At 63.5% G+C, this 13254-nt stretch carries 14 protein-coding genes; 5 read left to right on the forward strand and 9 right to left on the reverse strand.

The window, feature by feature from the left end; genetic code table 11:
- The first annotated feature begins 42 nt into the window (after positions 1 to 42).
- The gene (locus tag LB526_RS20535) at positions 43 to 951 is read left to right on the forward strand and encodes a hydrogen peroxide-inducible genes activator (RefSeq protein WP_224629522.1); all 909 of its coding nucleotides are present in this window, start codon (positions 43 to 45) and stop codon (positions 949 to 951) included.
- Between the two features lie 46 nt (positions 952 to 997).
- Here the strand turns inward: LB526_RS20535 and LB526_RS20540 are convergent, their stop codons facing one another.
- The 6 genes from LB526_RS20540 to hisS form a co-directional block, all read right to left on the reverse strand.
- Entirely contained in the window at positions 998 to 2080 is a 1083-nt protein-coding gene (locus tag LB526_RS20540; protein ID WP_224629523.1) for a calcium:proton antiporter, read from the reverse strand.
- 100 nt (positions 2081 to 2180) lie between these two features.
- The gene (locus LB526_RS20545; RefSeq protein ID WP_224527535.1) at positions 2181 to 2804 is read right to left on the reverse strand and encodes a poly-gamma-glutamate hydrolase family protein; all 624 of its coding nucleotides are present in this window, start codon (positions 2802 to 2804) and stop codon (positions 2181 to 2183) included.
- Between the two features lie 10 nt (positions 2805 to 2814).
- Positions 2815 to 4575, reverse strand: coding sequence for an AMP-binding protein (locus LB526_RS20550; protein ID WP_224527533.1), 1761 nt, complete (start codon positions 4573 to 4575; stop codon positions 2815 to 2817).
- A gap of 86 nt (positions 4576 to 4661) precedes the next feature.
- Positions 4662 to 5363 carry an ATP phosphoribosyltransferase gene (hisG, locus tag LB526_RS20555; protein ID WP_224527531.1) on the reverse strand — a complete coding sequence of 234 codons (702 nt, stop codon included), beginning with the start codon at positions 5361 to 5363 and terminating at the stop codon, positions 4662 to 4664.
- Positions 5360 to 6478, reverse strand: coding sequence for an ATP phosphoribosyltransferase regulatory subunit (locus tag LB526_RS20560; RefSeq protein ID WP_224527528.1), 1119 nt, complete (start codon positions 6476 to 6478; stop codon positions 5360 to 5362). Before LB526_RS20560 ends, hisG begins: the two co-directional genes overlap by 4 nt.
- Before the next feature lie 174 nt (positions 6479 to 6652).
- Complete coding sequence (gene hisS / locus LB526_RS20565) at positions 6653 to 8164, reverse strand: histidine--tRNA ligase (protein ID WP_224629566.1); 1512 nt, start codon at positions 8162 to 8164, stop codon at positions 6653 to 6655.
- Between the two features lie 328 nt (positions 8165 to 8492).
- Here hisS and LB526_RS20570 point away from each other — a divergent pair, with 328 nt between their 5' ends.
- Positions 8493 to 8729 carry a hypothetical protein gene (locus LB526_RS20570; protein ID WP_095769977.1) on the forward strand — a complete coding sequence of 79 codons (237 nt, stop codon included), beginning with the start codon at positions 8493 to 8495 and terminating at the stop codon, positions 8727 to 8729.
- A gap of 27 nt (positions 8730 to 8756) precedes the next feature.
- Positions 8757 to 9140 carry a hypothetical protein gene (locus LB526_RS20575; RefSeq protein ID WP_224544236.1) on the forward strand — a complete coding sequence of 128 codons (384 nt, stop codon included), beginning with the start codon at positions 8757 to 8759 and terminating at the stop codon, positions 9138 to 9140.
- Between the two features lie 206 nt (positions 9141 to 9346).
- Here LB526_RS20575 and LB526_RS20580 read toward each other — a convergent pair whose 3' ends face one another.
- Entirely contained in the window at positions 9347 to 9985 is a 639-nt protein-coding gene (locus tag LB526_RS20580; RefSeq protein WP_224544235.1) for a DNA-3-methyladenine glycosylase I, read from the reverse strand.
- 40 nt (positions 9986 to 10025) lie between these two features.
- On the reverse strand, positions 10026 to 10187 hold the full coding sequence (locus LB526_RS20585; RefSeq protein ID WP_224544234.1) for a hypothetical protein: 162 nt from the start codon (positions 10185 to 10187) through the stop codon (positions 10026 to 10028).
- Positions 10188 to 10198: 11 nt separating this feature from the next.
- Here LB526_RS20585 and LB526_RS20590 point away from each other — a divergent pair, with 11 nt between their 5' ends.
- Together LB526_RS20590 and LB526_RS20595 are read left to right on the forward strand one after the other, a co-directional pair.
- The gene (locus tag LB526_RS20590; protein ID WP_224544233.1) at positions 10199 to 10939 is read left to right on the forward strand and encodes a L,D-transpeptidase; all 741 of its coding nucleotides are present in this window, start codon (positions 10199 to 10201) and stop codon (positions 10937 to 10939) included.
- A gap of 357 nt (positions 10940 to 11296) precedes the next feature.
- On the forward strand, positions 11297 to 12217 hold the full coding sequence (locus LB526_RS20595) for a bifunctional 5,10-methylenetetrahydrofolate dehydrogenase/5,10-methenyltetrahydrofolate cyclohydrolase (RefSeq protein WP_140839426.1): 921 nt from the start codon (positions 11297 to 11299) through the stop codon (positions 12215 to 12217).
- A gap of 10 nt (positions 12218 to 12227) precedes the next feature.
- Here the strand turns inward: LB526_RS20595 and LB526_RS20600 are convergent, their stop codons facing one another.
- The gene (locus LB526_RS20600) at positions 12228 to 13232 is read right to left on the reverse strand and encodes a hypothetical protein (RefSeq protein WP_224544232.1); all 1005 of its coding nucleotides are present in this window, start codon (positions 13230 to 13232) and stop codon (positions 12228 to 12230) included.
- Between the last annotated feature and the right edge of the window lie 22 nt (positions 13233 to 13254).

The following is a 13254-nucleotide window of genomic DNA, read 5'->3' on the forward strand; positions in this document are numbered from 1 at the left end:
AAGACAAATTGCCTTTCCTGTTTCGTTTGATAGGATTTTCTTATGATTGGCCTCACCGTCCGGCAAATGCAGTATTTCGACGCGCTGGCGCAGACGCTGCATTTCGGCCGCGCGGCGAAGCTTGCCGGCGTCAGCCAGCCGGCCCTTTCCGCGCAGATCGCCGAGATGGAAGAGCGGCTGAACTGCCTGTTGTTCGAGCGCGGCGGCAAGACGGTGCGCATGACCGACGAGGCGCTTGCCCTGCAGCCGCGTATCGAGCGCATTCTGGCGGATATACGTGACGTCGAGACGACTGCCCGGCGCGGCCGCCCGACCATGGAAGGACGCTTCCGGCTGGGCATCATCCCGACGGTCGCGCCCTATCTCCTGCCGCATGTGCTGCCGGAGCTGAAAAAGCACTACCCTTCCCTCCAACTCGAACTGCGCGAGGCGGTAACCGCCTCCCTTGTCGAGGATGCGACGTCCGGCCGGCTCGATGCCTTCATCGCGGCCTTGCCGCTCGATCAGCCGGCGATCGTCACCGAAGCGCTTTTCCCCGACCGCTTCTTCCTCGCCGTGCCCGCCGGCGATCCGGCGTTCGCCTCACCGCCGGTGCCGCCCGAAAGCCCGGCGCTGGAGCGGCTGATGCTTCTGGAGGAAGGCCATTGCCTGCGCGAGCAGGCCTTGGCCGTCTGCGGCAATGTGCGGCCAGTGGCGATGGCAAGCTACGGCGCGACCAGCCTGACGACGCTCTTGCAGATGGTGGCGCATGGGCTGGGCGTCACGCTGGTGCCGGAAATGGCGGCAAGTGCGGCCGGCGTCATGCCGGACCTGAGGATCGTGCCGTTCCAGGAGCCGATGCCGCAGCGCATGATCTGCATGGCCTGGCGCCGCAACAAGGCAAGGCAGGACGAGTGCGTGGAACTGGCGCGGATCATACGCGGGCTGGACCGGGCGGTGCTGGGGGTGTGAAGCGCGCTTCGACGCATCTCCATCCCTGCGCCCGCCGGCCGGCACTTCACGGCACAAAGATCAGAAACACATAGGTAAAAAACACCACGACATGCACCATGCCGGTCAGGAACGTCGTTCGTTCGGTGCTGAAGCTCACGCTGCATATGAAAAGCGCCAGCACCAGAAGCACGGCATCGGACGCCGGAAGCCCCAAGGTCAGGCCCCTGCCCGTCAGCAGGCTGGCCGCCGCGACCGCCGGTATCGTCAAACCGATCGTGGCGCAGGCCGAGCCCATCGCGACGTTCAGGCTGCGCTGCAGCTCATTCTTGAAGGAAGCGCGGATCGCCGAGATCGCCTCCGGCATCAAAACCAGTGCCGCAATCATTGCCCCTACGATGCTGTCGGCCTGGGTCACCTTATAGGCGGCGAGCGCATCCTCCACGCTCGCGGCGACCTGCTCGGCGAGCAGGACAATGCCGACGAGCCCGCTCAGCAGCAGGAGCGCGCTGACGGAGATGCTTCCGTGGGTTGCAGTTCGCGTCGGAGCGTCGTGCGCCTGCCCCTGGACGAAGTCCTCCCGGTGTCGGACGGTTTGGGCGAATACGAAGCTCGCATAGAGCAGCACCGAAAGGACGCTGACAAAACCAAGCTGAGCCGCCGAAAACGTGCCGGGATCCGTGGCTTGGGTGTAGGTCGGAAGAATAAGCGTCATCACGGTCAGCGCGATCAGAACCGACAGGTATGCGCTGGTTCCTTGCCGCAGGATCGCCTGCTTGCGGTAGCGCCAGCCGCCAAGCGTGAGACAGATGCCGACGACGCCGGTGGAGGTGATCATCACCGTCGAGAAAACGGACTCGCGCGCCAGCGTCGGGTTGTTTTCTCCATGCAGCATCATGGAGACGATGATCGACACTTCGATTGCCGTCACCGCAAATGTCAGCACCAAAGTTCCATAGGGCTCGCCCACGCGCGAGGCGACTGCCTCGGCGTGGTCGAGCACGACGAAAATGGTGGTGAACATGATGGCGCTCGACAGCACCCCAATGAGGATCCTGGTATTCAGCGACCCTTCGTCGACCGAAAGGCCGCTGGCCCTGACCGCGAAAGCCATTGCCAGCGCCACCAACGGCATCGTGTAGGACGTCACCGATCGCGCATAACCAGACATCAAAGCCCCCGAATGCCAGGCGTTTACGCGAGCTTAGCGGAAAAGCGCCTGGGGAGCATCACGGGCATCGTTGCAGCATTCAAAACATGACCGGGGACCGGGCGCCGTTTATGGCGTCGAATGTCTCGATGGCCTTGCGAACCGCCCCACAGAATTTTTCCAGAAGCTCCGGCTCGTTGCCCAGTCGGCGGCGCAGCGAGAAGGGCACTTCCAGCTGCGCTCCCTTCCCCGTCAGCCCGCGGTTGACGATGTTCGAATCCTGGATACCGGGAAAGGGATGATTGTCTCTTTTTGTCTGGAAACCGGCCCCCTGCAGACGCCCGGCTATCTCTGAAACCAACGCGGCGTCCTTGCCGCCCAGATAGACTGTCGAAAAATCGTCGCGATCCTGACGGCCGTGGATGGCGACGACAGTGGACTTCGTCCGCAACAGTTCGAGCGCGGTTGCCTCGTCAAAGTTCCTGGACGTTATGTGCAGCTCCCGGTTGCTTTCCGGCATGAGCCCTTCAAAGCAATACATATCGAGATCGGCCCCTGCTATCGTCTCGGTGATCAGGGAGGTGCGAGGCTCGATCTTACCGCCATGCGGGGCCATGACGATGGCACTTCCGGTTCGCGCGCCCCGCCGGACGACGATGCGATAATCCACGTTTTCAATTTTGGCGGCTCTCAGCGCCGCGAAATTTGGAAACTCGTTGTCCATAGATGCCGTTTCACGCCGTCTTCTGCGCCACCAGCCCGAGCTCCTCCACCATCGCCTCGCGCATCAGGAACTTCTGCGGCTTGCCGGTCACCGTCATCGGCAGCTCGGCGCGGAAGCGGATGTAGCGCGGCACCTTGTAATGCGCGATCTGGCCGGCGCAGAAGGCCTTGATCTCCTCGGCGGTGGCGATCTGGTCGGGCTTCAGCACGATCCAGGCGCAGAGCTCCTCGCCATATTTGTCGTCCGGGATGCCGAAGACCTGCACTTCCTTGATCTTGGGATGGCGATAGAGGAATTCCTCGACCTCGCGCGGATAGACGTTCTCGCCGCCGCGGATGACCATGTCCTTGACCCGGCCGACGATGTTGCAATAGCCCTCGGCGTCGATCGTGGCGAGGTCGCCGGTATGCATCCAGCCGTCGGCGTCGATCGCCTCGCGGGTCTTTTCGGCGTCGTTCCAATAGCCCTTCATCACCGAATAGCCGCGCGTGCAGAGCTCGCCCGGCTCGCCGACCGCGACGGTGCCACCGTCGGCGCCGATCGCCTTGACCTCGACATGCGGGTGGATGCGGCCGACGGTGGAGACGCGCTTTTCCAGCGGATCGTCGACGCTGCTCTGGAAGGAGACCGGGCTGGTCTCGGTCATGCCGTAGGCGATGGTCACCTCAGACATATGCATCAGGGACACCACCTTCTTCATCACCTCGATCGGGCAAGGCGAGCCGGCCATGATGCCGGTGCGCAGGCTGGAGAGATCGAAGCTGGAGAAATCCGCATGGTCGAGCATGGCGACGAACATGGTCGGCACGCCGTATAGCCCAGTGCAGCGCTCCTGCGCCACCGCCTTCAGCGTTGCGCCGGCGTCAAAACCTTCGCCCGGGAAGACCATGGTCGCGCCTTTCGACACGCAGCCCATCGTGCCCATCGACATGCCGAAGCAGTGATAGAGCGGCACCGGAATGCAGAGCCGGTCTTCGGTGGTGAGTTTTATGGCCGAGGTGACGAAATTGCCGTTGTTGACGATGTTGGAATGCGTCAGCGTCGCGCCTTTCGGCGCGCCGGTCGTGCCTGAGGTGAACTGGATGTTGATGGCCTCGCCGGGCTTCAGCCCTTCGGAGATGCGGTCGAGGCTGTCATGCTCGTCACGACCGGCCATGGCCAGAACATCGCCGAAATTGAACATGCCGGGTGAATTGTCGTCGCCCATGCGGATGACGATCCTGAGCGCCGGCAGTTTTTTCGCCTTGAGCTTGCCAGGCTCGGCCCTGGCTAATTCAGGCGCCAATGTCTCGATCATGCCGAGATAGTCGGAGGTCTTGAACTGCGCGGCGGTGACCAATGCCTTGCAGCTGACTTTGTTCAATGCGTATTCGAGCTCGGTCAGCCGGTAGGCCGGGTTGATGTTAACCAGAATCAGGCCGATGCGGGCGGTGGCGAACTGCGTCACCAGCCATTCCCAGCGGTTCGGCGACCAGATGCCGACGCGGTCGCCTTTTTCGAGGCCGAGCGCCAGGAAACCGGCAGCCAAAGCGTCGACCGCGTCCGACAGCTCGCTCCAGGTGAAACGCTTGTCCTGGCCGACGAAGACGGCGGCGTCGAGCGTCGCGTATCTGCTCACCGTATCGGAAAACAATTCCGGAATGGTCTTGTCGAGCAGCGGCACCGACCGGTCGCCCGACACATGCGCCTTGTCGCCAACCGGGGCAACGAAGCTGTTGCGCGTCTTGCGCAGATTGGTGGCGTTCATGAGCTCGTCGAGTTTGATCGCCATCGCCGTTCTCCTCCCGGGATAAGCCAGCCTATCAGCCGATGGGGACGGTGGAAATCCGTCAATGGTCCCCCTCTGCTTGAGGGCGCTCAGGGAGGAGGCAGGACGCTCATCTTCGCGGCGATGTCGCGCAGGATCGCTTCGTCGGCCGCATCGCGCTGCTTCTTCGAAGCAACGAGACAAGCCTGCGACTTCAGGATCACACCGTCGCCCAGCACCTTGAGGTGGTTGGCGCGAAGCGTTGAGCCGGTGGTGGTGATGTCGACGATGACGTCGGCCAGCCCCGCGGCCGGCGCGCCTTCGGTGGCGCCGAGGCTTTCGACGATGCGGTAGACCTGGATGCCATGCTTGAGCGAAAAGAACTGCTGCGTCAGCCGCCAGTACTTGGTGGCGATCCTGAGCCTCCGGCCATGGCGCTGGCGGAAATCGGCGGCAACATCATCGAGGTCGGCCATGCTGTCGACGTCCAGCCAGATGTCGGGCACCGCCACCACGACATCGGCATGGCCGAAGCCGAGGCGGGCGACGATCTCCGCGCACGCTTCCCAGTCGGCGAGGTTCTCGCGCAAAAGGTCCTCGCCGGTGATGCCGAGATCGACCGCGCCCTGGCCGATCTCGCCGGCGATCTCGGACGCGGACAGGAAAGCCACCTCGACATTGTCGAGACCGTCGATGCGGGCGCGGTACTTGCGGTCGTCTTCAGGCAGGCTCACGGCCAGGCCGGCCTTGGCCAGCACTTCGAGCGACTGCTCCTTGAGACGGCCCTTCGACGGGATCGCCAGCGTGATCATTTGGCATTCTCCCGCAAGGCTTCGATGCGATCGAGCCAAACCGAGAAGCCGACCCCTGGAATCGGCTTTTTTGCTCCCAGCAGCGTCAGCAGCCGGTCGTAGCGACCGCCGCCGGCCAGCGGCCGATCGCCATCCTGGACCGCGATCTCGAAGACGAGGCCGGTGTAGTAGTCGAGTGGACGGCCGAAGGCGGCGTCATAGCGGATTTCTGCCGCCGACAGCCCATGCGCCTCGATCGCTTTGGCGCGAGCGGCGAAATTCGCCAGCGCCGGTCCCAGCGACAGGCCCGCATCGGCGGCGAATTTTTCCAGCGCCGCGGTCGCGTCGCTGAGCGCGACGTCGATCTCGAGAAAGCCCTTCAACGCCGAGAAGGCCTCGTCGGACAGCCGCACGCTGCGCAGTTGCGCTTTCTCGATCAGCCGGCGCGCAATGTCGGCAGGCGCGCGGCCGGATGACGCCGACAGCCCGGCTTCCTCCATGCCGTCGGCAATATGCGCGGCAAGGCCTTCCGCATCGCCGTCGAGCACCAGCAGCGCGACCGGACCGGAAAGCTGACTGTTGCGCGGCGGATTGGCGAGATCGGCAAGGGCGGCCTCCAGCATCGGCGCCGAGCCGAAGGCGCGGGCAAGGCGCATGCGCCAGCCGCGCGGCAGGCCGAGCGCCGCCAGCACGGCCTCAAACAAGGTCTGGTCACCAAGCGTGACGGCGAGCTTCCAGCCAGGCAGCACCAGCGACAGCAGCGCATGCGCGTCGGCCAGCGAGCGGGCATCGGCGGCGGCCGTGTCGCGGTCGCCGAGATCCTCGATGCCGGCCTGGAAGAACTCGTTGCCGCCGTCGCGGCGCTGGCGGAACACTTCGCCGAGATAAGAATAGCGGCGCGGCGTGCCGGCCTGGCTGGAGATGTGATCGAGGCAGACCGGAATGGTGAATTCGGGCCGCAGGCACAGCGTCTTGCCGGTCTCGCTCTCGGTGAGAAAGATGCGGCGGCGCAGATCCTCGCCGGCCATGTCGAGGAACGGGTCGGCAGGCTGCAGCACGGCGACTTCCACGGCGTGGGTGTCGCGGGTGGCGAAAAGTGCGACGATGTCGGCGGCGATGGCGGGACGGGTGGTCATGCGGCGCCCCTTCCTCTTCTCCCCTTGTGGGAGAAGGTGGATCGGCGCGCAGCGCCGAGACGGATGAGGGGTGTTGGAAGGAATGAGACGCCGGCGTTCCCTGGAACACCCCTCATCCGACCGAGCTTCGCTCGGCCACCTTCTCCCACAAGGGGAGAAGGGGAGGTCGGCGCCCTATCGGCCACGTGCGCGCTCCTCAGCCTGCGCCGCCAGGATCTTCTTCACCTCGCCAACCAGCTCGCTCTCCGCCACCGTCACCTGCGCCGGCCTTGCCGCGCGCCATTCGGCATTGTCGGCGATCTCGGCCGACAGGCGCGCGCCTTCGATCAGGTCCTTGATCTGCACCTCGCCTTTGGCGCGCTCGTCGCCGCCCTGGATGATAGCGACCGGGCTGCCGCGACGGTCGGCATATTTCAGCTGCGCCTTCATGCCGGCGCCGCCGAGATACATTTCGGAGCGGATGCCGGCGGCGCGCAGGTCGGCAACCATCTTCTGGTAGCGGCCGAGGCTTTCGGTGTCCTTGTCCATGACCAGCACCACGACCGGCGCGATGACATCGGAGGCGTCGAGCTTGCCGAGGTTCTTCAGCGCCGTCATTAGCCGCGAAACGCCAATGGAGAAGCCGGTCGCCGGCACCGGCTCGCCGCGGAAGCGCGAGACCAGCCCGTCATAGCGCCCGCCCCCGCCGACCGAGCCGAAGCGCACGATTTGGCCTTCGTCATTGGGGATCTCGGCCAGCAACTCGGCCTCGAAGACCGGGCCGGTGTAGTATTCGAGGCCGCGCACGACGGAGCGATCCATCACGATGCGGTCTTCGCCATAGCCAGCGGCCCTGACCAAAGCTTCGATAGTCGACAATTCAGCCAGACCGTCATTGAAGAATTGGCTCGCTCGAATAGCCGAATCTTGGTGGCCCTCGCTGGCTCGATCAGGCTTTGCGGTAGCGAAAAGGACGGCCTCAACTTGGACATCGTCAAGGCCGGCTCCCTTGGTGAAATCACCTTCGCCTTCCTTGCCGCCATCCCAACGACCCTTGCCCAGCAAGAGTTTCACCCCCTGTGGTCCAAACTTGTCTAGCTTGTCGATGGCTCGCAGCACTTGCAGTCGGCGCCCAATGTTCTCGTCGCCGCCAAGGCCAATCGCTTCCAGCACGCCGTCCAACACCTTGCGGTTGTTGACGCGAATGACGTAGTCGCCGCGCTTGATGCCGAGCGCTTCCATCACGTCAGCCATCATCATCGCCATCTCGGCGTCGGCGGCGACGCCCGGCGTGCCGATCGTGTCGGCGTCGAACTGCATGAACTGGCGGAAGCGGCCGGGACCAGGCTTCTCGTTGCGGAACACCCAGCCGGAGCGGTAGCTGCGATAGGGTTTTGGCAGCTTGTCAAAATTCTCGGCGACGAAGCGCGCCGTCGGGGCGGTCAGGTCGTAACGCAGCGACAGCCACTGGTCGTCATCATCCTGGAAGGAGAACACGCCTTCGTTCGGCCGGTCCTGATCGGGCAGGAATTTGCCGAGAGCATCGGTGTATTCGATCATCGGCTGGTCGGCCGGCTCGAAACCGTAGAGCTCGTAGACCGAGCGGATAGTCGCCATCATCTTCTCGACGGCACGAATATCCTCGGCGCTGCGGTCGGCAAATCCGCGCGGCAGCCGCGCTTTCGTCTTTTCCGATTTGTCGGCCATGGGATCGGTCTTTCTGGTCAATGGGCGCGCGTTTCCTAAACGATGCCGCTTGGAGCGGCAAGGGTTAGCGCCTCGCCTTCCCCTTATGGGAGAAGGTGGATCGGCGCGTTAGCGCCGAGACGGGTGAGGGGTGTTCCAGCGGAGTGAGGCCTCGGCATTCCCTAGAGCACCCCTCATCCGGCCGCTTCGCGGCCACCTTCTCCCACAAGGGAAGAAGGAAAAACTGAAACAAACCACGCGAAAAACGAAACAATTCCGCCGTCGGCGCGGCATGCTGCCGACACAATCGGCGACCATTAAAGCGCGTCGAAACGAGGGGTCCGGGGCCATGACGACAGCTAACGACATTATCGAGAGCGGCACATCGGCCAGGCTGCGCCCTGCCGGCGGCTTTATGCTCAAGCCGGCCCAGCAGCCGGCCGGGCCATTCGAGGTCGCGGCCGAGGCGCGCAAGCCCACCGTGCGCGACGCGCTGGTGACCGGTCTGCTGGTGATCTATCCGGCCTTCGCGGCGGTGGCGGCGATCATTGCCGGACTGTTCCTGGCCGGCGCCGGCAGCGTCTGACTTTCACTTAACGATCGGGGGATCATCATGCATCTGCAATTCGCGTACGCGCTTGCCGGCGCGCTTTTCTGTAGCATGCCCGTTGCCGCCAATGCCTGCCAGGCGGGTGATGCCCGTCTTGCCGGCCATTATTACCTGAACGGCGTCATGGAGGTCGGTTCAGAACTGCTGCTGAAGAACGACGGCAGCTTCGAATTCGCGCTCGCCTATGGCGCCAACGACCAGTACGGCAAGGGCTGCTGGGTGCGGAAGGGCTCGACTGTCGAGGTCATACCGGCAGGCCGCAGCTCCGCCTCCACGCATCATACGCCCGACGACAGCGGCTTCAGCGGACTGGTGCTGACGGTGTCCGGCTCCAGTCTGGTCTGGGACATCAACGGCAGCGGCCATAAGGGCAGGTTCGAGAAGTAGCGCGCCTCTTTTCCTTCTCCCCCTGTGGGAGAAGGTGGATCGGCGCGTTAGCGCCGAGACGGATGAGGGGTGCTCCAACGAAGTGAGACGCTGGCAATCTTGCCGTCTCTTCCGGCGGAGTGAGACGCTGGCATTCCCTGGAACACCCCTCATCCGGCCGCTTCGCGGCCACCTTCTCCCGCAAGGGGAGAAGGAAGAAAGCACCCCTACTTCGGCCGCTTGAACGTCTTGCGCTCTTTCTCCACCTCTGCCCGGCAGTAGCAGCCTTCGAGATGGTCGTTGACCAGGCCCATCGCCTGCATGAAGGCATAGACCGTGGTCGGGCCGACAAAGCTCCAGCCGCGCTTCTTCAATTCCTTGGATATCCTGACCGACACCGCCGTCGTCGGGTTGGCGCGCAGATGCGCCAGGTCGACGATTTCGGGCCGCTCGCCCGGACCCGGCTCGAACTTCCAGAACCAGGCGGCAAGCGAGCCGAACTCGTCGACCATCTCGCGGGCGCGTTTGGCGTTGTTGATGGTCGAAACGATCTTGCCGCGGTGGCGGATGATGCCGGCATTGCCGAGCAGGCGCTCGACATCCGCGTCGGTGAACGCCGCCACCTTGTCGAAGTCGAAACCGGCGAAGGCCTCGCGGAAATTCTCGCGCTTGCGCAGGATGGTCAGCCACGACAAGCCCGATTGGAAGCCTTCGAGGCAGATCTTTTCGAACAGCCGGCGATCATCCGTCACTGGCCGGCCCCATTCGTGATCGTGGTAATGAAGATAGTCCGGCAAATTGCCGTGCCAGAAGCAGCGCGCCCTGCCGTCCGGGCCATCGAGAATGCCGGTATTTTCAATCGCCATCGTCAGCAGATCCATTCGTTAATGCGCTTCAGCGCCACTTTTACCGCGGCTTTACCAGATTCCTGAACCGGCCGGTAACCACACCAAAAGGTTTACTGACAAAGCGGCATTTTACGCATTCCGATTCATGTTTTGCTTGCCGCTCCGCGCCAAGGATCGCGAAACCGACGGCGCCCTCGCCGCCCCGGATGAGTTCGATCAAGGTGCGTTCCCATGAAGACAGCGTTTTGTTCCCTGCTCGGCGCGGTGGCCATTCTTGCCGCCGGCGCCACGACTTCCCTTGCCAATGACCGCTATGCCGATGTGCCGCCGGTGATGGTAAGCCCCGACCTTTCGGCTCCCTGGGTGCTGCAGCTTGGCCACGCGCCGGGCATCGTGCGCCCGACGCGGCAGGCAACGCAGCAGCCGCTGAGGCGCCTCTTCCAGGCGCAGCCCGACCAGCAGCGCACGGCGGCCGTGCAGCAGCCGGCCAAGCGCGTAGTGATGCGGCCGCAGATCAATCCGATCTACCTGCCTCAGGAAGTCGCCTATGACGGGCCGGCGAAGCCCGGCACCATCGTCATCGATACGCACCAGAACTTCCTCTTCCTGATCGAGAAGAACGGCAAGGCGCGGCGCTACGGCGTTGGCACCGGCAAGCCCGGCTTCGAATGGTCGGGCACCCACAAGATCACCGACAAGAAGGTCTGGCCGGACTGGCGCCCGCCCGCGGAGATGATCAAGCGAGAGGCGGCCAAGGGCCGTTACCTGCCGACCTATCTTGCCGGCGGCATCGAGAACCCGCTCGGCGCGCGCGCGCTCTATCTCGGCACCACCGAATACCGCATCCACGGCACCAACCAGCCCTGGACGATCGGCGGCGCGGTTTCTTCCGGCTGCATCCGCATGCGCAACGAAGATGTCGTCGACCTCTACGAGCGCGTGAATGTCGGGACCACGGTCGAGGTGATATAATCGCAGCGAATCAGCTGGTTAGACGGCGCAGCACTTTTTGTCTGATGCTGTTGCAGCCAAGTCATAGTGCCATCCTGCGGGATGTGCTTTAACCAGCGAAGGGGTTTATGGGGGACGGGCCGTGTGGGGATACGGCCAGTCGCGAAAAGGCAGCGCAGGGAAACCGCGCTGCCTTTTTCGTTTTTTGTTTTTTCCATGCATGAGGTGGCAAGTCGCCCCGAAAGCAGGGCATTTCGTTTCCGGGGCTGATTTCCCGGCGCTCCTCTGCTATTGCAGTGCACAAATCTTGATAGTCACGCAATTCCGGAGGGCAGTGCGCCTTTCCTTGAATTGCCTCAGAAGGCAGAGGTGCCAGCCATGACCCGGACCGACGACAGCCGCTACCTGAAAGGCGGCCCGGTCGCCCAGCGCATCATCGCTTCGGTGCGCGAGGACGCAGCGATCGCCACGGCCGAAGGTTTCCCGCCGAAGCTTGTCTCGATCACCGTCGGCGATACCGCAGCGGTCGATGTCTATGTGCGCAACCAGCGCGCCAAGGCAGCCCTTGCCGGCATCTCCTTCGAGGAGCGGCGCTTTGCCGCCGACATCACCGCCGGCGAACTTGAAGCTGCGATCCACGGCCTCAACGCCGACCCGCGCGTCACCGGAATCATCATCCAGCGGCCGGTGCCGGCGCATATCCCGATCAAGACGCTGCAGGCGGCGGTGCATCCGCTGAAGGACGTCGAGGGCATGCATCCGGCCTCGATCGGCAACATCGTCTACAACCAGCTCGACCTGGCGCCCTGCACCGCGGCTGCCTCGGTTGAGCTGCTCAAGGAAACCGGCCTCGAGCTCCAGGGGCTCGAAGTGGTCGTCGTCGGCCATTCCGAGATCGTCGGCAAACCGATTGCCTTCCTGCTGATGAGCGAAGGCGCGACGGTGACGGTCTGCCATCACATGACGCGATCGGTGGCGGCGCATGCGCGGCGCGCGGACGCGCTGTTCGTCGCCGTCGGCAAGCCCAGGCTGATCAAGGCCGACATGGTGAAGCCGGGCGCTGCCGTCATCGACATCGGCATCAATTCCGAGGTCGGATCCGACGGCGAAACCCGCATCGTCGGCGACGTCGACACGGACAGCGTCAAGGACGTGGCCTCCTGGATCACGCCGGTGCCGGGCGGCGTCGGCCCACTCACCGTGGCGATCCTGTTGCGCAACACGATGGTGGCGCTGAACCGCCAGCGCGCGCTCTATCGCGCGACTTATGGCGTGCCGGATCAACTCGCGGCGGAGTAGGCGATAGCCGTCAGGTGTATTGCGGCACGTGGCAGGTGATGCGGCTTTCTTCATCCCAGAAGACGTAGAGCATGCCACCGCTGCCCCAGAAGAAGCCGGCGAGCGAATCGAACTGCAGCAGGAATTTCATTTCCCGATCGGTTCCAGGGACCAGTGGGGACTGCGGTCCCTGAACCCATGACGGCAGCCCGCCGAGCCGGAACAGATTCTGCCGCGAATTGCTGGTCCCCCAGGACTGTCTGAGCCAGCGCGGCGGCGTGGGCGCCAGACGGACGATGCTCTTCCTTGTCATCGGCTCGGGCGTGAAATCATTATCGGAATGAAACGGCGCAATCGGGGTCGGCCTGCCCTCTGCATCGTGCGCATAATAGGTCGGCTCCAGCGAGCCTTGGCACGTCTCAATGCATAGCCGAGGAAGGGATAAATTCGGGACGCAGAAGTCGTCCAAGGTGATCAGATGCACCAGCGTTCCGCCGCAGGCAGGACACTGATCTGCTCCTGCACCACCGATCGTGAATGGCTGCCCCGCCGTCGGCAAATGCCAGGTAGGATGATTGAGGCGTGTTGGAAAAGACGGGCCGTCCGGGGCGCCTCCTTCAAAGATAAAATGGTGACATGCTGGAGGTGAGCGGGGATCGGCATGGGTCTGCCAATCCGCAAAATCGTAGCTGGTGGCCAGTGCGCTGTCAGGGAACAATTCTGGTGCCTGCAGCATAACCTGGGATAAGAGATGTTCTACATCGATCCCGCGTTTCACCTCCCCTTGCAGAAAAAATGCGAGGCGGATCAGATGAGCATCGTCTAGAAACGAAACAGCATCCTCGATCAAAGTGGCCTGGTGAACGCCGGATTCGATCGCTGCCTTGATCAGTGCAAAAAGGAATTCGGATCCGTCCTTGAGATGCCGCGCGGTGATTGCCGTGCAATCTTCATAGCGCGCCTGAAGGGTCAGGCGCGGCGTCTTCGAGAGCAGCCGAACTACAGTTTCGATTTCCAGGATTTCCAAATCGGTCATCCCGCTATTGTTACGAGCAAGC

This window comes from Mesorhizobium sp. CA6 (assembly GCF_020165035.1).
Lineage (GTDB): Bacteria > Pseudomonadota > Alphaproteobacteria > Rhizobiales > Rhizobiaceae > Mesorhizobium.

Bases quoted from the DNA above. Each gene is read 5' to 3' on its own strand.
- LB526_RS20590 (WP_224544233.1), top strand. From the start codon at position 10,199: ATGAAGACAGCGTTTTGTTCCCTGCTCGGCGCGGTGGCCATTCTTGCC.
- hisG (WP_224527531.1), bottom strand. From the start codon at position 5,363: ATGATCACGCTGGCGATCCCGTCGAAGGGCCGTCTCAAGGAGCAGTCG.
- LB526_RS20545 (WP_224527535.1), bottom strand. From the start codon at position 2,804: ATGGACAACGAGTTTCCAAATTTCGCGGCGCTGAGAGCCGCCAAAATT.
- hisS (WP_224629566.1), bottom strand. From the start codon at position 8,164: ATGGCCGACAAATCGGAAAAGACGAAAGCGCGGCTGCCGCGCGGATTT.
- LB526_RS20550 (WP_224527533.1), bottom strand. From the start codon at position 4,575: ATGGCGATCAAACTCGACGAGCTCATGAACGCCACCAATCTGCGCAAG.
- LB526_RS20580 (WP_224544235.1), bottom strand. From the start codon at position 9,985: ATGGCGATTGAAAATACCGGCATTCTCGATGGCCCGGACGGCAGGGCG.
- LB526_RS20595 (WP_140839426.1), top strand. From the start codon at position 11,297: ATGACCCGGACCGACGACAGCCGCTACCTGAAAGGCGGCCCGGTCGCC.
- LB526_RS20560 (WP_224527528.1), bottom strand. From the start codon at position 6,478: ATGACCACCCGTCCCGCCATCGCCGCCGACATCGTCGCACTTTTCGCC.
- LB526_RS20535 (WP_224629522.1), top strand. From the start codon at position 43: ATGATTGGCCTCACCGTCCGGCAAATGCAGTATTTCGACGCGCTGGCG.
- LB526_RS20575 (WP_224544236.1), top strand. From the start codon at position 8,757: ATGCATCTGCAATTCGCGTACGCGCTTGCCGGCGCGCTTTTCTGTAGC.
- LB526_RS20600 (WP_224544232.1), bottom strand. From the start codon at position 13,232: ATGACCGATTTGGAAATCCTGGAAATCGAAACTGTAGTTCGGCTGCTC.
- LB526_RS20570 (WP_095769977.1), top strand. From the start codon at position 8,493: ATGACGACAGCTAACGACATTATCGAGAGCGGCACATCGGCCAGGCTG.